The sequence below is a fragment of the Xanthomonas sp. WHRI 6108 genome (genome assembly GCF_040202385.2).
Classification (GTDB): domain Bacteria; phylum Pseudomonadota; class Gammaproteobacteria; order Xanthomonadales; family Xanthomonadaceae; genus Xanthomonas; species Xanthomonas arboricola.
Genome location: NZ_CP168198.1, coordinates 795,674 through 819,337 on the forward strand (window position 1 = coordinate 795,674; position 23,664 = coordinate 819,337).

The 23,664-nt window shown below is 66.3% G+C and carries 21 protein-coding genes; 17 read left to right on the plus strand and 4 right to left on the minus strand.

Annotated elements, in window-relative coordinates; translation table 11 throughout:
* Window positions 1–3 precede the first annotated feature (3 nt).
* Entirely contained in the window at window positions 4–1,017 is a 1,014-nt protein-coding gene (gene lipA, locus ABQ039_RS03375; protein WP_024939683.1) for a lipoyl synthase, read from the plus strand.
* 383 nt (window positions 1,018–1,400) lie between these two features.
* Window positions 1,401–3,560, plus strand: coding sequence for a carboxy terminal-processing peptidase (locus tag ABQ039_RS03380; protein WP_024939682.1), 2,160 nt, complete (start codon window positions 1,401–1,403; stop codon window positions 3,558–3,560).
* A gap of 174 nt (window positions 3,561–3,734) precedes the next feature.
* Here the strand turns inward: ABQ039_RS03380 and ABQ039_RS03385 are convergent, their stop codons facing one another.
* Window positions 3,735–4,478 (minus strand): sulfite exporter TauE/SafE family protein, encoded by a 744-nt coding sequence (locus ABQ039_RS03385; protein WP_349778162.1) that lies wholly within the window; start codon window positions 4,476–4,478, stop codon window positions 3,735–3,737.
* A gap of 175 nt (window positions 4,479–4,653) precedes the next feature.
* Between ABQ039_RS03385 and ABQ039_RS03390 the strand changes: the two genes are divergently transcribed.
* On the plus strand, window positions 4,654–5,538 hold the full coding sequence (locus ABQ039_RS03390) for a LysR substrate-binding domain-containing protein (RefSeq protein WP_349778163.1): 885 nt from the start codon (window positions 4,654–4,656) through the stop codon (window positions 5,536–5,538).
* 54 nt (window positions 5,539–5,592) lie between these two features.
* On the opposite strand, the gene ABQ039_RS03395 is transcribed toward ABQ039_RS03390, so the two are convergent.
* On the minus strand, window positions 5,593–6,459 hold the full coding sequence (locus ABQ039_RS03395; protein ID WP_349778164.1) for an endonuclease/exonuclease/phosphatase family protein: 867 nt from the start codon (window positions 6,457–6,459) through the stop codon (window positions 5,593–5,595).
* Between the two features lie 163 nt (window positions 6,460–6,622).
* On the opposite strand from ABQ039_RS03395, the gene ABQ039_RS03400 reads away from it, so the two are divergent.
* From ABQ039_RS03400 to gnd, 8 genes are all read left to right on the plus strand, one after another.
* Window positions 6,623–7,678, plus strand: coding sequence for a bifunctional nicotinamide-nucleotide adenylyltransferase/Nudix hydroxylase (locus tag ABQ039_RS03400; protein WP_016900843.1), 1,056 nt, complete (start codon window positions 6,623–6,625; stop codon window positions 7,676–7,678).
* Between the two features lie 126 nt (window positions 7,679–7,804).
* Complete coding sequence (locus ABQ039_RS03405) at window positions 7,805–9,208, plus strand: nicotinate phosphoribosyltransferase (protein WP_349778165.1); 1,404 nt, start codon at window positions 7,805–7,807, stop codon at window positions 9,206–9,208.
* A 22-nt stretch (window positions 9,209–9,230) separates the two neighbouring features.
* Complete coding sequence (locus tag ABQ039_RS03410; RefSeq protein WP_349778166.1) at window positions 9,231–10,331, plus strand: hypothetical protein; 1,101 nt, start codon at window positions 9,231–9,233, stop codon at window positions 10,329–10,331.
* Window positions 10,324–11,388, plus strand: coding sequence for a DNA methyltransferase (locus tag ABQ039_RS03415; RefSeq protein ID WP_184610198.1), 1,065 nt, complete (start codon window positions 10,324–10,326; stop codon window positions 11,386–11,388). Before ABQ039_RS03410 ends, ABQ039_RS03415 begins: the two co-directional genes overlap by 8 nt.
* Window positions 11,389–11,461: 73 nt before the next feature.
* Window positions 11,462–12,247, plus strand: coding sequence for a DUF2242 domain-containing protein (locus ABQ039_RS03420; protein ID WP_184610200.1), 786 nt, complete (start codon window positions 11,462–11,464; stop codon window positions 12,245–12,247).
* 120 nt (window positions 12,248–12,367) lie between these two features.
* Window positions 12,368–12,748, plus strand: a complete 381-nt coding sequence (locus ABQ039_RS03425) for a glycine zipper 2TM domain-containing protein (RefSeq protein ID WP_024939674.1) — start codon at window positions 12,368–12,370, stop codon at window positions 12,746–12,748.
* Between the two features lie 213 nt (window positions 12,749–12,961).
* Complete coding sequence (locus ABQ039_RS03430) at window positions 12,962–14,254, plus strand: hypothetical protein (RefSeq protein WP_349778167.1); 1,293 nt, start codon at window positions 12,962–12,964, stop codon at window positions 14,252–14,254.
* A gap of 20 nt (window positions 14,255–14,274) precedes the next feature.
* Window positions 14,275–15,216 carry a phosphogluconate dehydrogenase (NAD(+)-dependent, decarboxylating) gene (gene gnd, locus ABQ039_RS03435; protein WP_349778168.1) on the plus strand — a complete coding sequence of 314 codons (942 nt, stop codon included), beginning with the start codon at window positions 14,275–14,277 and terminating at the stop codon, window positions 15,214–15,216.
* 204 nt (window positions 15,217–15,420) lie between these two features.
* On the opposite strand, the gene ABQ039_RS03440 is transcribed toward gnd, so the two are convergent.
* Window positions 15,421–16,488: an oxidoreductase gene (locus ABQ039_RS03440; RefSeq protein ID WP_104556025.1), complete on the minus strand. Its 1,068-nt coding sequence runs from the start codon at window positions 16,486–16,488 to the stop codon at window positions 15,421–15,423.
* 150 nt (window positions 16,489–16,638) lie between these two features.
* Between ABQ039_RS03440 and ABQ039_RS03445 the strand changes: the two genes are divergently transcribed.
* The 5 genes from ABQ039_RS03445 to folK all read left to right on the plus strand — a co-directional run bounded on the left by ABQ039_RS03445 (window position 16,639) and on the right by folK (window position 21,659).
* On the plus strand, window positions 16,639–17,013 hold the full coding sequence (locus ABQ039_RS03445) for a BON domain-containing protein (RefSeq protein WP_024939670.1): 375 nt from the start codon (window positions 16,639–16,641) through the stop codon (window positions 17,011–17,013).
* A 286-nt stretch (window positions 17,014–17,299) separates the two neighbouring features.
* The gene (locus ABQ039_RS03450) at window positions 17,300–19,111 is read left to right on the plus strand and encodes an ATP-binding protein (RefSeq protein WP_024939669.1); all 1,812 of its coding nucleotides are present in this window, start codon (window positions 17,300–17,302) and stop codon (window positions 19,109–19,111) included.
* Window positions 19,108–19,548 carry a response regulator gene (locus tag ABQ039_RS03455; protein ID WP_016900854.1) on the plus strand — a complete coding sequence of 147 codons (441 nt, stop codon included), beginning with the start codon at window positions 19,108–19,110 and terminating at the stop codon, window positions 19,546–19,548. The genes ABQ039_RS03450 and ABQ039_RS03455 overlap by 4 nt, the downstream gene beginning before the upstream one ends.
* Window positions 19,549–19,551: 3 nt before the next feature.
* On the plus strand, window positions 19,552–21,054 hold the full coding sequence (locus tag ABQ039_RS03460; RefSeq protein WP_024939668.1) for a hybrid sensor histidine kinase/response regulator: 1,503 nt from the start codon (window positions 19,552–19,554) through the stop codon (window positions 21,052–21,054).
* Window positions 21,055–21,146: 92 nt separating this feature from the next.
* Window positions 21,147–21,659 carry a 2-amino-4-hydroxy-6-hydroxymethyldihydropteridine diphosphokinase gene (folK, locus tag ABQ039_RS03465; RefSeq protein ID WP_046345647.1) on the plus strand — a complete coding sequence of 171 codons (513 nt, stop codon included), beginning with the start codon at window positions 21,147–21,149 and terminating at the stop codon, window positions 21,657–21,659.
* Window positions 21,660–21,671: 12 nt separating this feature from the next.
* Here folK and ABQ039_RS03470 read toward each other — a convergent pair whose 3' ends face one another.
* On the minus strand, window positions 21,672–22,409 hold the full coding sequence (locus ABQ039_RS03470) for a pteridine reductase (protein ID WP_024939667.1): 738 nt from the start codon (window positions 22,407–22,409) through the stop codon (window positions 21,672–21,674).
* Here ABQ039_RS03470 and ABQ039_RS03475 point away from each other — a divergent pair.
* Window positions 22,408–23,661 carry a class I SAM-dependent methyltransferase gene (locus ABQ039_RS03475; RefSeq protein WP_024939666.1) on the plus strand — a complete coding sequence of 418 codons (1,254 nt, stop codon included), beginning with the start codon at window positions 22,408–22,410 and terminating at the stop codon, window positions 23,659–23,661. The two genes, ABQ039_RS03470 and ABQ039_RS03475, sit on opposite strands and share 2 nt — an antisense overlap.
* Window positions 23,662–23,664: the final 3 nt, after the last annotated feature.

The window sequence follows — 23,664 nt, forward strand, 5'->3', positions numbered from 1 at the left end:
GCCATGACCCAGCCTATCGCCCGTTCCATCCCCTTGCAGGTCGTCTCCGGCGACACCGCCGCACCTGCGCCGCTGCAGACCGGCGTCAAGCAGATCGGTGGCGACAAGATCAACCGCTCGCCAGTGCAGTTCGTCGATGCGCCGGTGTTGCGCAAGCCGTCGTGGATCCGGGTGCGGATTCCGTCCGGCAATGCAGTGCAGAACCTCAAGGCCAAGCTGCGCGAAAACCGCCTGGTCACGGTCTGCGAGGAAGCCAGCTGCCCGAACATCCACGAGTGCTTCAGCCACGGCACCGCCACCTTCATGATCCTGGGCGAGGTCTGCACGCGGCGCTGCTCGTTCTGCGATGTGGCGCATGGCCGGCCCAAGCCGCCGGATGCAAACGAGCCGGCCAGCCTGGCCACCACCGTGGCCGACATGGGCCTGAAGTATGTGGTGGTGACCAGCGTGGATCGCGATGACCTGCGCGACGGCGGTGCCCAGCATTTCGTCGACTGCATTTCGGCCATCCGGGTCAGCTCACCCAAGACCCGCATCGAGATCCTGACCCCGGACTTCCGCGGCAAGGGCCGCATGGACCGCGCGCTGGAGATCCTGGCGCTCAGCCCGCCGGACGTGTTCAACCACAACATCGAAACCGTGCCGGATCTGTACCCGAACGTGCGTCCGGGTGCCGACTACCAGTGGTCGCTGACCCTGCTGCAGCGCTTCAAGGCGCAGCATCCGTCCATCGCCACCAAGTCCGGCATCATGCTCGGCCTGGGCGAGACGATGGAGCAGGTGCAGGCCACCTTGCGCGACCTGCGCGCGCACGATGTCGACATGATCACCATCGGCCAGTACCTGCAGCCGACGCCGCACCATCATCCGGTGATGCGCTACTGGACGCCGGAGGAATACAAGGCGCTGGAGGACTACGGCAATGCGCTGGGCTTCAGCCACGTCGCTTCCGGGCCGATGGTGCGCTCCTCGTATCACGCCGATCGTCAGGCCGCCGGCGCGGGCGTCGCTGCTTAAGCCAGCCGATCACGCCTGCGCCCACGCTCAGGCGGGCGCGGCCGCCAGTGCCGGCGTCATCTGATGCCGCATTCGGCCGCATGCCGAGTGCATGTCGTCGCGAACTGCTCGCGACCGCCCGCGAGTAGCTCCGATGATTTCGAGCTAGAACGACCCACACGACCCCGCACACCGCGGGTCGTGGTGTCTCCGGCCGCTGCTCTCGGCTTGCAGGGTACGGTCGCGTTCACAATCCGCTACAGGCCCGGCGCTAGGCTGATTCAGCCAGCGGATGACAACGCCAGCAACTTTGGGCACTGTCATGCTGTCTGATCCGTTCACCGCCTTTCTTTCGTCGGCCCTGTGCCGAGAGCCATTCGATGACCTACAACGTTTCTGCGTCCATGAAGGCCGGCCTGCTGGCGCTGGTGTTGACCACTCCGATGGCATTGCTCGCACGCGCCGACACGGCGTTGCCGGCGGCAGCCACGCCCGACCAGGCCACAGCGACCAAGCTGGTCTATGGCCTGCTCTCCGACAGCCGCTATGCCTACCGTCCGCGCACGCTGGACGAGGCCATGACCAAGGACGTGTTCAAGCGCTATCTGGAAACCCTGGACGGCAGCAAACAGTTCTTTACCCAGACCGACATCACCGGATTCGCACCGCTGGAAGCAGGCGTGGGCGACGCGCTGCGCGGCGGCAAGCTGGATCCGGCGTTCCAGGTGTTCTCGGTCTACAAGAAGCGCGTCGACCAGCGCGTCAAGTACGCGCGCGACCTGCTCAAGCAGGACTTCGATTTCACCGGCAGCGACAAGTTCGAGTACGACCGCAAGGACGTGCCGTGGGCTGCCGACGACAAGCAGCTGGACGTGCTGTGGCGCCAGTCGGTGATGAACGACTGGCTGCGCCTGAAGCTGGCCGGCAAGAAGCCCGAAGACATCCGCAAGACGTTGGACAAGCGCTATGCGGCGCTGGCTGATTCGGTCAACGAGTTGAAGGCCGAGGACGTGTTCCAGTTCTTCGTCAACGCCTACACCAACGCAGTCGATCCGCATACCGACTACTTCACGCCGCGCACGGCCGAAAACTTCAATCAGCAGATGTCGCTGTCGTTGGAAGGTATCGGTGCGCAGCTGCAGAAGCAGGACGACATGGTGGTGATCCGTGAGGTCATCCCGGGCGGTCCGGCAGCGGTGGATGGCACGCTCAAGCCGGGCGATCGCATCGTCGGCGTGGGCCAGGCCAAGAACGGCGCGATCGAGGATGTGATCGGCTGGCGCATCGACGACGTGGTCGCCAAGATCCGCGGCAGCAAGGACACCCAGGTGCGTCTGGAATACATCCCGGCCGAATCGGGCATCGACGGCAAGCACCGCACCGTGACGCTGACCCGGCAGAAGGTGCGCCTGGCCGAGCAGGCCGCCAAAGGCGAGACCATCACCCTGCCGGCCAAGGGCAGCGAGCCGGAGCGCCGCATCGGCATCATCAAGCTGCCGGGCTTCTATCAGGATTTCGAAGGCCGTCGTCGTAACGCGACCGACTATGCCTCGGCAACGCGCGACGTCGCCAAGCTGCTGGCCGGCTTCAAGACCGACAAGGTCGACGGCGTGGTGCTGGACCTGCGCAACAACGGCGGCGGTTCGCTGGACGAGGCGATCGAGCTCACCGGCCTGTTCATTGAGCAGGGCCCGGTGGTGCAGGTGCGCGAATCCGGCGGCCGGGTCACCGTCAATGGCGACAGCAATCCCAAGGTGGCCTGGGATGGTCCGCTGGGCGTGCTGATCAACCGCGGCTCGGCATCCGCCTCGGAGATCTTTGCCGGTGCCATCCAGGACTACGGCCGCGGCCTGGTGATCGGTGAAACCAGCTTCGGCAAGGGCACGGTGCAGAACATCGTCGACCTGGACCGCTGGCCGGCGGCGGAAGGTCAGCGCTACGGGCAGGTCAAGCTTACGATCGCGCAGTTCTTCCGCGTCAGCGGCTCCAGCACCCAGCACAAGGGCGTAGTGCCGGACATCGCATTCCCGGCCAGCGTGGATGCCACCGAGTTCGGCGAGAGCACCTACGACAACGCGTTGCCGTGGACGCGCATCGCCGCCGCACCGCACACCCAGTACGGCAACTTCGCGCCACTGCTGCCCAAATTGCAGGGCCTGCACACCGCGCGTATCGCCACCGACAAGGAATTCCAGTGGTGGGAAGAGGACGTCAAGCAGTTCCGCGATGAGAAGGCCAAGAAGTACATCTCGTTGAACGAAGCCGAGCGCGTTGCCGAGCGTCAGAAGCAGGATCAGCAGCGCAAGGATCGCCAGCAGGTGCGCAAGCAGCTGGGCCTGCCGCTGGACCCGCTTGCCGAAGACAGCGATGACGGCCTGACCGGCAACGAGCGCGATATCGTCAAGGACACCGCGCGTGAGAAGGCCGCAGAAAAGCGCCCGGATCCGTTGCTGCACGAATCGGCCGCCATCCTCGCCGATGCGCTGGGCTTGCTGTCGCAGGACCAGCCGCTGTCGGCGCAGGTGCTGCCGCAGTCGACCGCGCCGGGACGTTGGGCCGACTGATCGTTCGTCGAACAGCTGGCGACGACATCAGCGTTAAATACAAGAAACGCCACCGCATCGCGGTGGCGTTTTTATTGGCCGACCCTTTCATGTCTGGCACGACGTCGCGAGCGGATTCGACTGACGATCGAGTGCCGGCTGCCGTGCCTGTGTGTCGTGCGACGCCCGTTGTACTTACGCCAGTGCCTGCCAGACACCTTGCAGACCGAGCACCAGCAAGGTGGTGAAAAAGAAACGTCGAAACGTCTCGGCAGAAATGCGGTTGCGCACCCAGGCGCCCAGCCACATGCCGATGGCGGTGGGTAGCAGTGCCCACAACGACGGAGCGATCGCCGCGCGGGGTAGTGCGCCGTGCCAGGCCAGTGCACTGGCCAGCGCCAACGTCGCCACGCCGAAACACCAGCCCAGGGAGCGGATCAACAGCTCGCGCGGTAGTTGCAGGGCGGTGAGGTAGGGCAGTGATGGCAGCACGAACACGCCGGTGGCGCCACTCAACAGACCGGTGGCCAGGCCGGCCAGTGGCCCTGCCCACGGTTCGTGACGTGCCTGCATCGTCCAGTGCCGACGGGCCAGCCCAAGCAAGGCGTACAGCGCCAGCAGCGCGCCCAACCCGGCGCGGACCAGGCTGGGGTCGGCGCCTGTCAGCACCCCTGCACTCAGCCAGGTGCCCAGCGTCACGGCGGCCAGCAATGGCCACAGACGTCGCAAGAGGGTCGCGGTGTCCGGCCCCCAGGCTTGCTGCACATTCGTCACAAGCGAAGGCAGAGCCAGTAGGGTCGCTGCCTCGGCAGGCGTCAGCCACAGACCCAGCAGCCCCATCGCAACGGTCGGCAAGCCCATCCCGGCCACGCCCTTGACCCAGCCTGCCAGCAAAAACACGCCTGCGATCAGATACCAGTGGGTGTGCAATGTCTCCATGCAGCCAAGGATCCGGGCTTGCTCCGCGGCGGACAATGCGTGATTGTTTGATGCAGGCTTCGGCAGCGCCGAAGGCTAAGGCGGGACGCCGCGCGTGCAGAGGCCCCTGGCTTGGCTGGCCTGTCCTGTCGGTGGCGAGCGCATGTCGATGACTGCACGTGCTTGTGGAGCGCTCATGCATCTGGAATTTGTCGATTTACGGTTGTTCATCGCAGTGGTCGAGACCGGCAGCATTACTGCCGGTGCACAACGCGAGGCGTTGTCGCTGGCCGCTGCCAGTGCGCGGATTCGTGCGCTGGAGCTGCAGGTGGGCGCCGTACTGCTGGAACGCGGGCGCCGCGGCGTCAGTCTGACTCCGGCCGGCGGCGTGTTGCTGCGGCACGCACGGCAATTGCAGCGGCAGGCCGAGGCGCTGCAGCTGGAGCTGGGCGGCTACGGTGGCGGTGGCCAGGTGACGCTGCGGCTGGCGGCCAATACCGCGGCGCTGTCGGCATGGTTGCCCGAACGGTTGGCGGATTTTCTCATCGCACATCCGCAGCTGGATCTGGCATTGACCGAGCAGGGCAGCGACGAAGCTGCCGATGCGGTGCGCGAGGAACGCGCCGACATCGCCGTGGTCGCGGGTCATGCCGATCTCAGTGGGCTGCAGGTGCTGCCGTTCCGTGAGGATCGACTGGTGCTGGTGATGGCTGCAGCGCATCCACTGGCCGGTGCCGCGACGCTGCAATTGAGTGAGCTCGCGGGAATGGACACGCTGGGGCTGGCCGGCGACAGCGCCTTGCAACGGCATCTGCGCGTGCAGATGAACCGCGCCGGCGTGCAGGTGCGCATGCGTGCAAAGGTACAAGGCATCGACGTGTTGTGCCGCATGCTCGCACAAGGCTTGGGCGTGGCGATTCTCCCGCACGCCGCAGTGCAACGCTCATGCGTACGCGATCAACTGGCCACGGTGCCCCTGGATGCAGCCTGGGCACCGCGGCAACTTTCGATCGTGCTGCGTTGCGAGCCTGCGTCATCGACCATGCTGCAAGCGCTGGTCGATTGGCTGCAACGCGACTGAGCTGCGTCGCGTCAGAGCGGCCGGCATCGTGACAGCGTCACGTCGCTGGCGCGGTCAACGCGGCCAGGCGAATTCGGCCAGCACCGGATAGTGGTCGGACGGCAATACACCGCCGGGACGCTGATCCAGCGTGGAAAAGCGTGTCGGTGTCAGGCCGCGGAACAGGATCCAGTCGATACGACGGGTCGGCTGCGTGGTGAAGTCCTGGAAGGTTTTTTCCGGGCCTTGCGGTTCGGGGGCACGGGCGCGTGCATCGCCAAGCGAGGCGGTGAGGACGCGGTAGGTGCCCTGGTCGGGATCGCTGTTGAAGTCGCCGGTCAGCACCACCGGAATGTTGGCCGGCAGCGCCGCGATGCGCGACAGGATCAGGCGCGCGCTGCGCTCGCGGGCGGCCTCGTCCTGGTCGCGGTGGGCGAAGTGCGTGTTGAGCAGATAGAAGCGGCGCTTGTCGCTGCGGCGCTCGAACAGGGCCCAGGTCACCATGCGCGGCAGGTCGGTGTTCCAGCTGCTGCTGCCGGGGACCTGTGGCGTTTCCGACAGCCAGAAGTCGCCCGATTCCACCACCGACAACGCGCGGCTGTCGTAGAACACGCCCATGTGCTCGTCGCTGTCGTCGCCGCGGCGGCCCTTGCCGAACCAGCGGTAATCAGGCAGTTGCGCAGCCAGATATTGCACCTGCTCCTGCACCAATTCCTGCGTGCCGAAGACATCCGGGTGCACTTGTTCGACCAATGCCGCCATCGCCGCGCGGCGCACGCTCCAACGCTTGTCGCCATCGGTATCCACCGGCACGCGCACATTGAACGACATCACCCGCAAGGGCGCAGGCGCAGGTGCAGACAACGCAGGCAAGGCGATGCACAGCAGCGCGAGTGCGGCGAACAGGGAACGTGAGATGGCGCGAACGGACAGGCGTGACATGCAGGCGGATTCCTCAAGGACCAATCGGCGAGTCTAATCGGCATGCATGACCGAAATGTCATCGACATACCGTGCGCGCTTGACGTCGTCGCACATCGGCGTAGCATTTGCACCAAGCCATCGGATAGACCGCTGGCTGCCTACTCAACCGTGAGGGATTCTCATGGCACCGCAGTACGACTATCTCGTGTTTATCGGGCGTTTCGAGCCCTTCCACAACGGCCACGCCGCCGTCGCCCGCCACGCGCTGGGCAAGGCGAACAAGCTCATCGTGTTGATCGGCTCTGCCGACACGCCCCGCACCATTCGTAATCCGTGGACCGTCGCCGAACGTGCGGTGATGATCGAGTCCGCGTTGCCGGGCGAGAGCCAGCGGCTGATCCTGCGCCCGTTGCGCGACCATCTGTACAACGAAAGCCTGTGGATTGCCGAGGTGCAGCGCCAGGTCGCCGAGGCCGTGCAGGCCGATGGCGGCACGCTCGATGCGCGCATCGGCCTGATCGGCATGGACAAGGACGCCAGCAGCTACTACCTGCGCGAGTTTCCGCAGTGGCCGCTGGAAGATGTGCAACATACCGCCACGCTGTCGGCCACCGAGTTGCGCCGTTATCTGTTCGAGGCCGGCGAGATCGGTTTCCACGGTGGGTTGCTGATGCTGCGCGGCAATGTGCCGGCGCCGGTGTACGACATGCTGGAAGCGTTCCGGCGCAACTCGCCGAGCTATGCGCAGCTGGTGGCCGAATACCGTTTCATCGAGCAGTATCGCGCCGCCTGGAAGGATGCGCCGTATCCGCCGACCTTCGTCACCACCGATGCGGTGGTGGTGCATTCGGGCCACGTGCTGCTGGTGCGTCGTCGCGCCGAGCCGGGCAAGGGCTTGTGGGCATTGCCGGGCGGTTTCGTCGGCCAGGACGAAGGGCTGCTGGACGGCTGCCTGCGCGAGCTGCGCGAGGAAACACGGCTGAAGGTGCCGGTGCCGGTGCTCAAGGGCTCGTTGCGCGGACGCCAGGTGTTCGACCACCCCGAGCGCAGCCTGCGCGGGCGCACCATCACCCATGCATTCCATTTCGAATTTCCGGCCGGTGAGTTGCCCGCGGTGCGTGGTGGCGACGATGCCGACAAGGCGCGCTGGATTCCGCTTGCCGAAGTCATGGCGATGGGCCCGCGCCTGTACGAAGATCATCTGCATATCCTCGAATTCTTCTTGGGTCGCGGCTGAGGCCGACAACGATTGCGTGCCGTCATCCACCAAATGCGTCCGCGCGCAATCCAAGATCGGCTTGAACCGTAGCCTCCCCGCCGGCGGACAGACCGCTGGTTCATTCGACGCGAAGGAGCTTCCGTCATGCATTACCTCGATAACCTGCTGCTCAACACCGACAGCTACAAGGCCAGCCACTGGCTGCAGTATCCACCCGGCACCGATGCAGCGTTTTTCTATGTCGAATCGCGCGGCGGCGTCTATGACCAGACTGTGTTCTTCGGCCTGCAGTCGATCCTGAAAGAGGCCATCAGCCGGCCGGTGACGCATGCCGACATCGACGATGCGAAGGCCTTGCTGGCCGCGCATGGCGAGCCGTTCAACGAGGCCGGCTGGCGTGACATCGTCGATCGTCTCGGCGGGCAACTGCCGATCCGCATCCGTGCCGTGCCCGAAGGCACGGTCGTGCCCACGCACAATGTGTTGATGACGATCGAATCCACCGATCCCAAGGCGTTCTGGGTGCCGTCGTACCTGGAAACGCTGCTGTTGCGCGTGTGGTACCCGGTGACGGTGACAACGGTGAGCTGGCAGGTGAAGCAGGTGGTACGCGATTACCTGCAGCGCACCAGCGACGATCCGGAAGGGCAGTTGCCGTTCAAGCTGCATGACTTCGGCGCGCGTGGGGTGTCCAGCCTTGGTTCGGCCGCGCTGGGCGGTGCCGCGCATCTGGTGAACTTCCTCGGCACCGATACCTTGTCGGCGTTGCTGCTGGCGCGTGCGCACTACCACACGCCGGTAGCCGGCTATTCGATTCCCGCTGCCGAGCACAGCACCATCACCAGCTGGGGCCGCGAGCGCGAGGCCGATGCGTATCGCAACATGCTGGCGCAGTTCGCGCGCCCTGGTTCGCTGGTGGCGGTGGTATCGGACAGCTACGACATCTACCGCGCGATCCGCGAGCATTGGGGCACCACCTTGCGCGAGGAGGTGATTGCCTCCGGTGCGACGGTGGTGATCCGTCCGGATTCGGGCGACCCGGTGGATGTGGTCGAGCAATGCCTGCTGCTGCTGGACGAGGCGTTCGGCCATCAGCGCAACGGCAAGGGCTACAAGGTGCTCAACCATGTAAGGGTGATCCAGGGCGATGGCATCAACCCGCAGTCGCTGCGCGCGATTCTCGAACGCATCACTGCTGCAGGCTATGCTGCCGACAACGTCGCCTTCGGCATGGGCGGTGCGCTGTTGCAGAAGGTGGATCGCGACACCCAGAAGTTCGCGTTGAAGTGCTCGGCCGTGCGCGTGGACGGGCAATGGATCGATGTCTACAAGGACCCGATCACCGACAAGGGCAAGCAGAGCAAGCGCGGTCGGCTGACCCTGCTGCGCGACCGTGCCGATGGCAGCTATCGCAGCGCGTTGCTGGATGAAGTCGACGCGCATGCCGACAGCGAAGATGCGCTGGTGACGGTGTGGGAGAACGGCGTCATGCAGCAGGAGTGGACCCTGGAGCAGGTGCGCGCACGTGCCGACGCCGCGCGCCGCTGACGTTCGCCGCGCGGCTAGCGGCATGCACGCCTCCTTCGACGACGACTCGTTGCTGTCTGCATCGCCGCTGTTGGCCGGGTTGCGCGCCGCCGCGCCCAGCCTGCGGCGGCGTGTGCCGCAGCAGGACGAGAGTAGCCGATGGCATGCATTGCGCATCGGCGAGCGCGCGTATCGGGCAGCGTTGCCGATCACCTTGACCCCGTATGCCTCGGTACGACCATGTTCGGCGCGCTGCGGCTTCTGTTCGGAAAACCTGCGTCAACACCGTGGTGGCCCGGCGGCAGCGATGTTGCGGCCAGGGCCGGACTACTTTGCGCAGTTGCGCGCTGCGTTGCGGCTGCTGCACAGGGTGCCGTTGTCGTATTCCTTGTCCGGCCTGGAGATGACCGACGACCCGGACTGGTTGCAGGCCTTGCTGCAGACCCTGGCGACGACGCCCGACGGCCCGTGCGTGGAGCAGCGTGTGCTGTACAGCAATGGTGCCGGCCTGGCGCGCGCGCAGGGGGCACAGTTGCTCGATGCCCTGGTCGACTTCGGTCTGTCGTGGATCGAGCTGTCGCGTCACCACCCGCTGCAGGCCGGCAACGACGCGATCATGCGCTTTCGTCCAGACGAGCCCATTGCCGATGCGGCCATTTTCGCGCGGACGGCGCAACGCATCGCAGCGCGCCTGCCGGTGCGGCTGGTCTGCATCGTGCAGCGGGGCGGCGTGGACTGTGCCGATGGCGTGGCGCAGTACATCGCGTGGGCGCGTCGCTGTGGCGCCACGCAGGTGATCTTCCGCGAGTTGTCGCGTCTGGACGATGCGTACCGCAACAATGGCACCTGGCGCTACATCGCGCAGCATCGCATCGGCATGGAAAGCCTGTTGGCGGACTGCATGCAGCAGCCGTGGTGGTCGCATTGGCAAGCCGACGGCATGACCGAGGGTTATTACTTCTGGAATCTGCGCATGCGCAGCGAGGACGGCCTGGAAGTGGTGTTCGAAAGCGCCGACTACGCGGCCATGCACGCACGCCACGCCACAGGCGACCTCTACAAGCTGGTGTTCTTCGCCAATGGCCGTCTGTGTGCGGGCTGGGACCCGGATGCCGATGTGCTGTGGGAGCCGGCCGATGGATGAACTCGACCAGCGCAGCTGGTGGACGCCGGCGCCGGATGAGCCGTCCTGGGCATTGCCCGAGGATCTGCGCGCAGCCGATCCGCTTGGCGGGCGCGACTGCGGCTGGGTGAATCAAATGCGCCCGTTCGTGCGGCACTTCAGCGTGCCGGGCGCACAGGTGTTCGATCCGTTCTGTGGATTCGGCAGCACGCTGCTGGCGGCGGCGCTGGAAGGGCGTGGCGCGCATGGCATGGAGATCGATGCCGCACGTGCGCGCCTGGCACGCACGCGCCTGCAGCGGCACGGCGTGCAGGCGCCGGTCGTGGTCGGCACGCTGGTCGACACCGCGCCCGCTGCGGCGGTCGATCTGTGCCTGACCAACGTGCCGTATTTCGGTTGTCACTGGCGCGGTGCGGCATTGCCGGGGCAGTTGTATGCCAGTGCCGATTACGCAGGCTACCTGTCCGGCATGCGGGCGGTATTGCATGCCTTGCGCAAGCGGATGCGAGTGGATGGCTTCGGTGTGGCGATGGCGGAAAACGTCGTCGTCGGCGGGCGGGTGATTCCGCAGGCGTGGGATCTGGGGCGGATCCTTGCCAGCCTGTTCACCCTGCGCGAGGAGCGGGTGCTGTGCTACCGGCGGCCGGGCGCAGCGCTGGCGCCTGCAGGCACGCACAGCAATCGCAGCCACGAGTACGCGCTGATCTTCCAGCACTGCCGTGCGCAGTTGGACCTGCAGCAGGCAGCGCTGCTGCTGCAGGCGCTACGTGCAGACGGCCTGCCGGTGCAGGTGCACGGCAGCTACGCGCGCTGGCTGCAGGCGCCCGAGTCGGTGCCGGAGGGGCCGGCGGATCTGGACCTGATCCTGCAGGCCGAGCAGCCGCTCTGGGACCGCCTCACCGTCTGGCTGCAGGCGCAGGGATTCGCCTTGAGCCTCTGGGGCGAGCCATGCCGGGCGCCGGTCGCGCTGGCGGCGGTGCGTGCCCACCACTATCTGCGCGCCGAGCGCATCGGCGCAGACGGCAGCCGCCTGCAGCTGGACCTGCAACTGCCAGCGGATGAACCGCCGTTGCCCTGATCGGCCAAGCGACGCCGCGCGCACACCGGTTGCGGCTATGCTCTGTGCCGGTTTTGGATGCCGGAATGTCTCCATGTCTTGTTCTTCCCTGATTGCGCGCGGTGCCCTGCTTGGCGCGCTGGCAACCCTGGCTGGTTGCGGTGGCAGCAAGGGCGACACCATGCTGATGCGTGAGTCGTTCAATTCCGACGACACCTACTCGCGCAGTGTGGCCTCCACCTCGCCGCAGGCCTGCGAGGCCGCGCGCCGGGTGTTGTTGAGCCAGGGCTATGCGGTGACGCGTGCCGATGCCGCTGCGGTGGAAGGCAGCAAGAACTTCCAGCTCAAGGAAGCCGACCAGAGCGAACAACTCAATCTGCGCATTTCCTGCGCCACGCAGGACGGCGGCAAGGCGCAGGTGTTCGTCAGCGCATTGCAGGACCGTTACGCGCTGAAGAAGAGTTCGACCTCGGCCAGCGTCGGCGTGGGCGTGCTCGGTTCGTTGTCGTTGCCGGTCGGCAGCAGCGGCGATTCGCTGGTGCGCGTGTCCAGCACCACGGTGCAGGACGCGGCCTTCTACAAACGCTTCTTCGACCGTCTGAATTCGTACCTGCCCAAGGTGACCGAAGCGGTGCCTGCACCTGCAACTGCTGCTCCGCCACCGCCACCGCATGCGATATCACAAGCACCGGCTCCGGTGCCTGCGGCCGCTCAGGCCAGCGAGGCGGCCACTGCTCCCGCCACGCCAGCAACAGCTGCGCCGCAACCTGCCGCAACACCTGTCGAACAGCCACCAGTGGCGCCATTGCCGGTAGAGGCGCAGGACCCGCCGCCGACACCAGCCAAGCTGCCGCAAACCGAGCCAGCAAGCCAACCGTGACGGAGCGATTCAGGCTCTGCTCCAAAGCCTGAATAGCCGGTTGCACGCTTCACGTTGCGTTCTCGACCAAGTGGCGAAAGTGGAACCATGACTCGCCAAGGGGCGAGATGGAGACAGACGATGAAGATGCGCAATTCCCTTGTGGGTATGTCCCTGATCGCGTTGATGGCAACCAGCACACTGGCGCAGGCGCAAACGCGTTCGTACCAGCAGCGTTACACCGAAGCAGATGAGGGCCGCAAGTTCGGCGATGGCACGCGCGTGCGCTGCCGCAATGTCGAAGTGCAGAAGAACTCGACCGATCCCAATCGCATCGGCGGGACAGTTGCCGGCGCGGCCATTGGTGGCCTGCTCGGCAACCAGGTTGGTGGCGGCAACGGCAAGAAGCTGGCAACCGTGGCCGGTGCAGTTGCCGGCGGCGCAGCGGGCCGCACCATCCAGGGCAACCGTCAGCAAGCCAACGGTAACCGTCAGGTCGAGCGCGTCTGCGAACGCCGCTGAACCTGATGCAGTGAATCATACGAGCCCCGGTCCTGCCGGGGCTTTCTACGTCTGAGGATGCAGCAGCTTGCTGCCGATCTACACCACTTTGTACCGATGAGTGCGTTCCAGAAGCCCCGCCCGCGGCGGTGGACGGGAGTAATGCGGCCTGCGTCAGTATCAGTATTCGCGCCGCACCTACCGCGCCGCCGCCTCTCCGTGCGTCTATGCGCGATGGCGCTGCTCGGTGTGCAGCTGTTGCAGGCTGCCGCGGCCGCGCCGAGCGAGACCGCACGCAAGGCGTCCGTTGACTGTGTGGATGCCGTGCTGCAGAAGCTGGGCTGGAGCATTCGCAGCGCCGCAGTGGGTGCGCCGGTGATCCAGCGCGGCGAGCCGTGTACGCGCGGTTCGCTTGCGCAGGCGCGTGCGGCCGGCGATCTGCAGCTGACGCTGCCGGCCAGCTGGAACGTGCAGCAACGCGGCGCCGCGCTCAAGGCCTTGCTGGACGACAGCGCCACCCAATGCGCATACGCGTTCGAACTCGGTGCGGCCACACGGCGTGCCACCACGCAGCTACAGGACAACCCGGGCTACCGGTTTTCGGCGCTGCAGCTGGGCTGGATCGGATTCGGCTGGCGTGGCGCGGCCTCGCAGGGCTGGAGCGGCTTTCGCAGTTTCGGGCGCGGCTATCAACCGCGCGGCAGCAATGCGCAGGCGCTGGATGCGTTCTATCGCGGCCAGGTGCGTTCCGAATGCGGGGTGGGGCGGCAGGTGGCCCAGCTGGCCACCCAGCGCGAGTTGTATGGCGATGCCGGATTCGATCAGGTGTTCACCTCGGGCGAGTTGTCGATCGGCACGTTTCTGACCCTGCACGACACCGACAGCATCCTGCTGGGCGCGCATGCCGGCGAGTTCTTCGCCGACGGCAAGGCGGCCAGGACCGCGCAGCTGGGCCGGCAGGCATTTGTCGGCGCGCCGGGATTTATCGCGCATGTGTTCGACAAGTCGTTTCTGGACGACATCCACAACCAGGCCGAAAACTTCGTGGTGGTGGACGTCAGCGATGCGGCGGCGCGGGCGCTGGCGCAGCACGGCGGCTTTGCGCACTACGATGCGCTCAACCGGCAGATCTGGGAGCTGGCCAGGGAACTGCGCGGGCCGGGCAAACGTCGCTTCGAGCGGCTGCTGTATGAGCGCGATGCCGCGCTGCGCGCCACGCTCGACCCGCAGCAGCAGGCACGCCTGCAAACGCTGCAAGGCCTGCTGGATGACCCGTTCTACCAGGGCTTTCTGGTGTACGTGCATCCCAAGGGCATCAAGCCGATCGGGTACCACGTGGCGCGCCTGCTCGATCGCAATCCGCGCACGCCGTATGCCATCGACCTGACCCTGCACAATCTGCGCAGCACCTTGTACTGGCGTTGGATCGACTGGCAGCTGCAACAGTGCGGCGCCGGCACCACGGCGGAACAATCCATTGAGAATTCCGCCACGCCAGCGTACGCCGGGCGTGGCACCCTGCACTGATCAGATCATGAGGAGCGATTATGGAACTGGGTATGGTGGGTTTGGGCCGCATGGGCGCCAACATGGCCGAGCGCCTGGTGCACGGCGGACACCGCGTGCATGGCTACGATCCTGGCGAAGGTGCGCGTAGCAGTGCGCAGGCCAAGGGCATTGTCACCGCCGATGCGCTGGACGCACTGGTGTCCGCGCTGCCGAGCCCGCGCGTGGTGTGGTTGATGGTGCCGGCGGGCAAGATCGTCGACGACACCCTGGGGCAGCTGCTGCCGCTGTTGCAGGCCGGCGACATCGTCATCGATGGCGGCAATTCGTACTACAAGGATTCGCAACGCCGCGCCGCGCTGCTGCATGCCAGTGGGATCGCCTTTGTCGATTGCGGCACCAGCGGCGGCGTCTGGGGCCTGCAGGAAGGCTACAGCCTGATGGTCGGCGGCGACGAAGCGGCGGTGACCACGCTGCATCCGGTCCTGGCCACGCTGGCGCCGGCAGCGGACAAGGGCTGGGGCCGCGTCGGCCCGAGCGGCGCCGGCCACTTCACCAAGATGGTCCACAACGGCATCGAGTACGGAATGATGCAGGCCTATGCCGAGGGCTTCGCGCTGATGCAGCACAAGAGCGACTTTGCGCTGGACCTGCACCAGGTCGCCGAGATCTGGCGCGATGGCAGCGTGGTGCGTTCGTGGCTGCTGGATCTCACCGCCGATGCGCTGGCGCACAATCCGACCATGGCCGGTATCGCACCATTCGTGGCCGATTCGGGCGAAGGGCGCTGGACGGTGGCCGAGGCGATCGACCTGGAAGTGTCGGCGCCGATCATCACCTTGTCGCTGATGGAGCGGCTGCGCTCGCGCGACAAGGACTCGTTCACCGACAAGCTGCTGGCCGCAATGCGCAACCAGTTCGGTGGTCATGCGGTCAAGACCACCACGGAAGCCGCGCCGACGATCGGCAGCAAGGACGTCTGAACGATCGCGCCGATTCCTGCGCGCCTGCATGGCGCGCAGTGCAGGTCTGTTCCATCGCGTCTGTGTGCGGCGACTGCCGGCGTGCGCGCTGACTGATGGCAGTGCGCATCGATGCAGTGCCTGGGCGTGGCAGCGCAGAACGCGAGCGCGCCATTGCCGATGCCAAATGTTGGCTGGGCGCCTGCACCGGCGCCCGGCCGTGCATCAGTCGCGTGAAGCCGCGTTCGCGCCTTCCAGCCATTGCACCTGGCCCGAGGCGGCGCTGCGTTGTGCCAGCTCCAGCAGTTCCATCACCTGCACCGCGTCGGCAGCGCTGACCGGTGCCGGTCCGGCGCCGGCCAGGGCATCGCGAAACGCGGCGTAGCACTGGCGGTAGTCGCCCGGCGTCGTGTCGGGTTGATGGGTATGCACGCGGCCTTCGTCGTCGACGCGGGTCAGCGTGCCCGGAAGCGGGTCCACGCCCCAACCGGCGGTACCGGGGCGGCGTCCGGCGCGTAGCTGGTCTTCCTGGGTATCCAGCCCATGCTTGAGGTAACTGCCACGGGTGCCGTGCACGGCAAAGCGCAGGCCGCTGTCGGCCACCAGCGAGCCGGCGTGCAGGATCACGCGCAGCCGCGGGTAACGCAGGGTGACGTGGAAGTAGTCGTCGCTGCGCGCCTGGTTGCGCTGGCGCTGCAGGTCCGCGCCGATCGCCTGTGGCGTGCCGAACAGCTGCAGCGCCTGATCGAGCAGATGCGGCCCCAGGTCGTACCAGAGACCGGCGCCGGGGATGTCGCTTTCGCGCCAGCGGTCGCGCACCTGCGGCCGGAAGCGGTCGAAATGCGAATGGAATTCCACCACCTCACCCAACTGGCCTTCGTCGATCAGCCGGCGCACGGTGAGGAAGTCCGCATCCCAGCGCCGGTTCTGGAACACGCTGACGATGCGCCCGGCCGCCGCCGCCGCAGCGACCACTTCGCGTGCCTGTGCGGCGTCCAGTGCAAAGGGCTTGTCCACCAGCACATGCTTGCCGGCGGCCAGGGCCTGCAACGCGAACGGTGCGTGGGTTTGGTTGGGGGTGGCCAGCACCACCGCATCCAGCGCCGGATCGGCCAATGCCGTTTCCAGATCGGCCAGCACGGCGACATCGGGGAAGTCGGCCTGCACCTGCTGCGGCTTGGACGACACCACGCTGTGCAGGGCCAGGCCGGGGGTGCCGGCGATCAGCGGGGCATGGAAGGTGCGGCCGACATAGCCATAGCCGACGACGGCCAGATTGAACGGTTTAGGCATTGAAAACGGTTCATCGCAACGACGGAGGAGGCCTGCATGGTATTGCACCCACGCGTGTGTGCCGGGTTCACAACCCCTGCATCCGGCAGTCACGTGTGCACGACGAGCGCCACTGCAGACTGCGGCCACATTCACAGGAGGGTACATCCGATGAAGAACATCACACATGCACGCAAGCTGCTGGCCCTGGCGCTGTCGCTCGGTCTGACGCTGGGTGCCTCGCAGGCATTCGCTGCGCCGCAGGAGCACGCCGCGCACAAGGATCACGCTGCCGACAACATGAACGAATCCAAGAAGCCGGTGACCGACACCTGGATCACCACCAAGGTAAAGGCCGATCTGCTGGCCACTGACAATGTGTCGGGCACCGACGTCAAGGTCGAGACCAAGAACGGCATCGTCACCCTGACCGGCACGGTTGCCACCAAGGCCGAGCACGACAAGGCCGTGGCAGTTGCCAAGGGCATCGAAGGCGTCAAGAGCGTCAAGTCCACCGGCCTAAAGGTCGTCGCTGCAAAGATGTAATTGCAGCGGTAGCGAATGCCGGGCCAGCCGAGGCGAGGCGGCTGAACCGAGCACAAGGCGCACTCCATGGGGTGCGCCTTTTTTGTTGCCTGCGCGCACGACGGGCACGCCGACGGGCGGCTGGGCGCTCGCGCCATTTTCACGTTTACTGCACTTATGATATGCCCATTCAGCTATGTCGCCGTGGGAGTGATCAGGCTGAATCGTTAATCTCATCCTGAGCCTGATCGGAGACAATGCCGACTTGCCTTCGGGGCCTTGGCAGCGAGCGGATACAGACCTAGCAATGCAGACAACGGTCCAAGAAGACAGATGGGATCGCTGGCGCCTGCCATTACTGGCGGTTGCCGTGTTTCTGATTGTGGTGGTGCCGTCGCTGCTGCTGCAGCAGATGGCGCACAACGCCAACCAGGCCGCGGTGTGGGTGTCGCATAGCCAGGAGGTGCAGGAGACCGCCCAGCGCCTGGAAGCGGCGATGCGCGATACCGAATCTGCGGCCTTGATGCGCTCGCATGGCGTGCAGCGCCCGGCCCTGCTGGAGCGCATGCGGCGCGGCCGGCGCGAGTCGCTGGCTGCGGTGCAGCGGCTGATCGTGCTGACCAAGGACAACCCCGCACAGCAGGTGCGGATGGGGCGTATCCAGAGCACCATCGAGCGGCGCCTGTTGCTGGCCGAGCGGATTGCGGTGACCACCGCGCCGGAGCAGATCCGTCTGCTGATCAACGACATGACCCTGAACAACCCGATCCGCGTGCTGATCGACGAGTTGCAGGACGCCGAGGGCAAGCTGCTGGAGTTGCGCAGTGCGCGCGCCGACACCGAACGCACGCATTACGCGGTGTTGAGCTGGGGCACGCTGGTGGTGCAGTTGCTGCTGCTGGGCACGGTGACCTGGTTGCTGCAGCGGCAGATCCGTCGCCGCCTGGCCGCCGAGCAGGAATACCTGCGCGCCAACGGCCGCGCGTCGTCGGTGCTGCAGACCGTGCGCGAGCCGATCGTGCTGCTGGATTCCGGCCAGCGCATCCTGCTGCACAACCCGGCGTTTGCCGAGTTGTACGGGCTGGACGAGCGCGGCAACGAATCGATGCCGCTGGAGGACGTGGGCGATGGCGTCTGGCGCGATGCGCAGATCCATCAGCGGCTGGCCGACGTGTTGCTGCGCGGCCGCGAGTTGTGGGACTACGAACACGAGCAGCGCGCCGCCGATGGCGTGCAGCGCACCATGCTGATCAACGCGCGGCGCATGCCGCTGCCGGACACCAGCGACGAAGACGTGGTGCTGATGACGGTCAGCGACATCAGCCTGCAGAAGGCCTCGCAGCTGCGCATCCAGGAGCTCAACCGGCAGATGGAAGGCAAGGTGGAGCAGGTGTCGGAGGTCAATCGCGAGCTGGAAGCCTTCAGCTATTCGGTCTCGCACGATCTGCGCGCGCCGCTGCGCCATGTGGCCGGATTCTCCGACAAGCTGGCGCGCCACCTGGGCGATGCGGCGGACGAGAAATCGCGTCACTACATGGAAGTGATCAGCAGCTCGGCGCGGCGCATGGCGTCGCTGATCGACGATCTGCTGGTGTACTCGCGCCTGGGCCGCAGCGCGCTGCGGTTGCAGGCGGTGGACATGCAGTCGCTGGTGTCGGAAACCCGCGCGATCCTGGATTCCAACGTACAGAGCGAGAACACCGGCCACCGTGTGGACTGGCATATCGCGCCGTTGCCGGTGCTGGTGGCCGACGAGAACATGATGCGCCAGCTGTGGATGAACCTGCTCGGCAACGCGGTGAAATACAGTACCAAGCGCGAGGTGGCCAGGATCGAGGTCACCTATACGCCGATGGCCGACGGCGGCCACCAGTTCAGCGTGCGCGACAATGGCGCCGGCTTCGACATGGAATACAGCGCCAAGTTGTTCGGCGTGTTCCAGCGCCTGCACAAGGCCAGCGAATATCCCGGGACCGGTATCGGCCTGGCCAGCGTGCGGCGTGTGCTGACGCGTCACGGCGGCCGGGTCTGGGCCGAAGGCGCGGTCGACGAAGGCGCCACGTTCTATTTTGTGCTTCCTCCTGCGCTTGAAGCGCCCAACCAAGAGTTCAATGTATGACCGCCATCCGTACCATTCTTCTGGCAGAAGACAGCCCGGCCGATGCGGAAATGGCCGTCGACGCGCTGCGCGAAGCCCGCCTGGCCAATCCCATCGTGCACGTCGAGGACGGCGTGGAGACCATGGACTACCTGTTGCGTCGGGGCATCTTCGCCGATCGCGAGGAAGGCCTGCCGGCGGTGTTGCTGCTGGACATCAAGATGCCGCGCCTGGACGGGCTGGAAGTGCTCAAGCAGATCCGCAGCGAGGAGTCGCTCAAGCGCCTGCCGGTGGTGATCCTGTCGTCCTCGCGCGAGGAGAGCGACCTGGCCCGCAGCTGGGACCTGGGCGTGAATGCCTACGTGGTCAAGCCGGTGGACGTGGATCAGTTCTTCAACGCAGTCAAGACGCTCGGCACCTTCTGGGCGGTCATCAATCAGGCACCGGAGCTGGACTGACCCATGCTGCAAGAGGGGGGCAAACTGGAGCAGCTGAAGATCCTTCTGGTGGAAGATTCACCGGAAGACGCCGAGCTGTTGTCCGATCAGCTGCTCGATGCCGGGCTGGATGCGGCGTTCGAGCGTGTGGACAGCGAGCCGTCGTTGCGTGCCGCACTGGATGAATTCCAGCCGGACATCGTGCTGTCGGACCTGAGCATGCCCGGTTTTTCCGGCCATCAGGCGCTGCGCCTGGTGCGCCAGAGCGGCGCCACGCCCTTCATTTTCGTCTCCGGCACCATGGGCGAGGAGACCGCGGTCAAGGCGCTGCAGGACGGCGCCAACGACTACATCATCAAGCACAACCCGACCCGTCTGCCGAGCGCGGTGATCCGCGCGATCCGCGAGGCGCGCGCCGACCTGGAACGCCAGCGCGTGGAGAGCGAGCTGATGCGCGCGCAACGGCTGGAAAGCCTGGCAATGCTGGCGGCCGGGTTGAGCCACGACCTGCGCAACATCCTGCAGCCGTTGCTGATCGTGCCCGACCTGCTGGCCGGACGCACCGACGATCCGCAGCTGCGCCAGCTGGCCAACGTGGTGGCCGAGTGCGGCCGGCGCGGGCACGAGATGGCCGAGTCGATGCTCTCGTTCGTGCGTGGCTCCAACAAGCCGCGCGAGCAGGTGTCGATCGCCAGCCTGTTCCAGGCCGTGCAGATGTTGCTCAAGAGCAGCCTGCCCGACGGCGTGCGCCTGCAGATGGACACGATCCCGCTGGATCTGACCATCGAGGCCAACTACACCGAGTTGCAGCAATGCCTGCTCAACCTGGGCCTGAATGCGATCCAGGCGATGCCGGGCGGCGGGATGCTGACCCTGTCGGCCGATCGCCACGACGGCACGCGCGTGCGCATGAGCGTGGCCGACACCGGCGTGGGCATGAACGAAGATACCCGCGCACGCCTGTTCAGTCCGTTCTTCACCACCAAGGCCGATGGCACCGGCCTGGGGCTGATTTCCTGCAAGCGCATCGTCGAAAGCTACGGCGGCAGCATCGTGGTCGACAGCCGCCTGGGCGAGGGCACGCGGTTCGACATGATCGTGCCGATGCGTGCGGCCGCAGTGACGATTGCCGACACCGAGCCGCCGCTGGCGTTGGGGCATGGGCAGCGCATCCTGCTGGTGGATGGCGAGGCCACGCGCCTGTCGCTACTGGGCAATGCCTTGTCCAGCCAGGGCTATCAACCGCAGCTGGCCACCGATGGCGCGGCGGCGCTGCAACTGGTGCAGCAGCACGCGATGCCGGACCTGGTGATCATCGACAGCGACATCATCCAGCTCTCGGCGGTGAGCGTGTTGTTGAGCATGCAGGAGCTGGGCTACCACGGCCCGGCGATCGTGCTCGAAGATGTCGGCGCGCCGCTGCAACGTTCGCATTTTCCGCCGGACATCCCGGTGCATGTGCTGCGCAAACCGCTGGAAATGCGCCGGGTGTTCCGCGCGGTGGCGCATGCGCTGGAAGCGGCCTGAGGCCAGGGTCTGGCGCGCTGCGGGCGGGCAGGCTCAGATGCGACACGATTGCAACAGTTGACGCCCACGCTGGCCGCATGCGCGAATAACGCATGACCACCGTGCTTCTCAGCCTCGGCAGCAACGTCCAGCCGACCCACTACCTGCGCCTGGCCGTCGACGCCTTGCGCGCACGCTTCGGCCAGCTTGCCGTCTCGCCGGCGTACCGCACGCCGGCGGTGGGCTTCGACGGGCCGGACTTCGTCAACAACGCCGTGGCGCTGGACACGGACATGGACCTGGCTGCGCTGGATCACTGGCTGCATGCGCTTGAAGATGCGCACGGCCGCGATCGCAGCGGCCCGCGTTTCAGCGACCGCACCCTGGACGTGGATGTGGTGTTCTTCGGCGATTGCATCATCGAAGGCCCCGGCCATCTGCGCATCCCGCGGCCCGAGCTCAAGCATGCCTTCGTGTTGAAGCCGCTGGCCGATATCGCGCCCGATTTTGTCGACCCGCTGAGCGGGCAGACCCTGGCCGCGCTGTGGCAGGCGCACCCGCAGCACGGCATCGCGTTCATGACGGTGGCGCTGGATGCGGCCCCGGCGCTGGATGTGGCGCGCTAGCGCCGTTGCAGCTCAACTGAGCTGGCGGCCGCCGTCCACATGCAGGGTGTGGCCGGTGACGAAGCCGGCGTCGTCCAGCAGCCAGCGCACCGCCTCGGCGATTTCCTCCGGCGTGCCGATGCGAGCCAGCGGCGTGCGTGCGAGCAGCGCCTGCCTGGCCGCTGCGGATTTGCCTTGCTCCGGCCACAGGATCGCGCCGGGCGCGACCGCGTTGACGCGTACCTCCGGTGCCAGCTCCAGCGCGAGCGAGCGGGTCAGCATTTCCAGCGCACTCTTGGACGCGCCGTACAGCGGGTGATTGCGCATCGGCTGCTGCGCGTGCAGGTCGGTGATGTTGACGATGGCACCGCGATGCTGGCGCAGCTGCGCGGCGGCAGCCTGGGCGATGAAGAACGGTGCGCGTGCATTGACTGCGAACAACTCGTCCCATTGCGCGGCTGTCGCTGCGCCGAGCGCGGTGGGGTAGAACGCGGAGGCATTGTTGACCACGCCATCCAGGCGGCCGAACGCGGCGATGCAGTCGGCGACCAGCTGCGCCGGTGCCTCCGGCAAGCGCAGATCCGCGTGCAAGGCCTGTGCACTACCGGCGCGCAGGGCGCACAGCTCCGCTACACGCGCGCCGAGCGCCGCGCCGGAGCGGTGCGCATGCAGGGCGACGCGGTAGCCGGCCGCATGCAGCGTGGTGGCGATCTGCGCGCCGATCCGGCGACCTGCACCGGTGATCAACACCACCTTGGAACTGTCTGTCATGGCGTACTCGCTCGGCGTTGCAAAGGGCTCGGCTATCCTGTGCATTGTCCCCGCAACCGGTGCCCGCATGCACGCCGACCTTCCTACTCCCGATCCGGACGCCTTGGCGCATAGCGACCGGCTGGCCGCGCATCTGCGCGCCGAGATCGCCGCCGCCGGTGGTGCGATTCCGTTCTCGCGTTTCATGGAGCTGGCGTTGTACGCGCCGGGTCTGGGCTATTACAGCGCCGGCTCCAGCAAGTTCGGCGAGGCTGGCGATTTCGTCACCGCACCGGAGCTGGGGCCGTTGTTCGCGGCCACCGTGTCCGGGGCGCTGGCACCGGTGCTGCAGCAGCTCGGGCCGCAGGCGCGCGTGCTGGAAGTGGGCGGCGGCAGCGGTGCATTTGCCGAAGTCACGCTCAAGCGTCTGCTCGAGCTGGATGCGCTGCCGGAGCGTTACGCGATCCTGGAGCCCAGTGCCGACCTGCGCGAGCGTCAGCGCGAGCGGTTGGGACGCAGCCTGATCCCGCCGGTCTTCGATCTGGTCGAGTGGCTGGACGGGCCGTTCCCGGACGATTGGGACGGGGTGCTGTTCGCCAACGAAGTGATCGACGCATTGCCCACGCCGCGCTTCACGCTGCGCGACGGCGAGGTGTATGAAGAAACCGTGGTGCTGGATGCGCAGCAGCAATTCGCGCGCGGCGAGCAGCCGGCCGATGCCTTGCTGGGCGCGGCAGTGCGGCATCTGGAACGTTATCTGGAGCAGCCCTTCGCCGATGGTTATCGCTCCGAGCTGCTGCCGCAGTTGCCCTACTGGATCCAGGCGGTGGCTGGCGGTCTGAAGCGCGGCGCGATGTTGTTCGTCGATTACGGTTACCCGCGTGGCGAGTTCTATCGTGCGCAGCGCGAAGACGGCACCTTGCGCGCGTTCTATCGCCATCGTATGCATGAGGATTTGTATCGCTGGCCGGGCCTGCAGGATCTGACTGCGTCGGTGGACTTCACCGCGTTGGCGGAGGCCGGCACCGGAGCCGGTTTCGAGTTGGCCGGCTACTGCACGCAGGCGAGTTTTCTGCTCGGCAATGGCCTGGATGCGTTGTTGGCGCAGGCCGACACGCGCACCGACGAAGTAGGGCGCATGCGGCTGCGCGAGCAAATCAAGCGGCTGACCTTGCCCAGCGAAATGGGCGAGCGCTTCCAGGTGATGGGTTTTGCGCGCGACGTCGATTTTGCGCCGGCATTTCTGGCGGGCGATCTCACGTGGCGGCTGTGACGC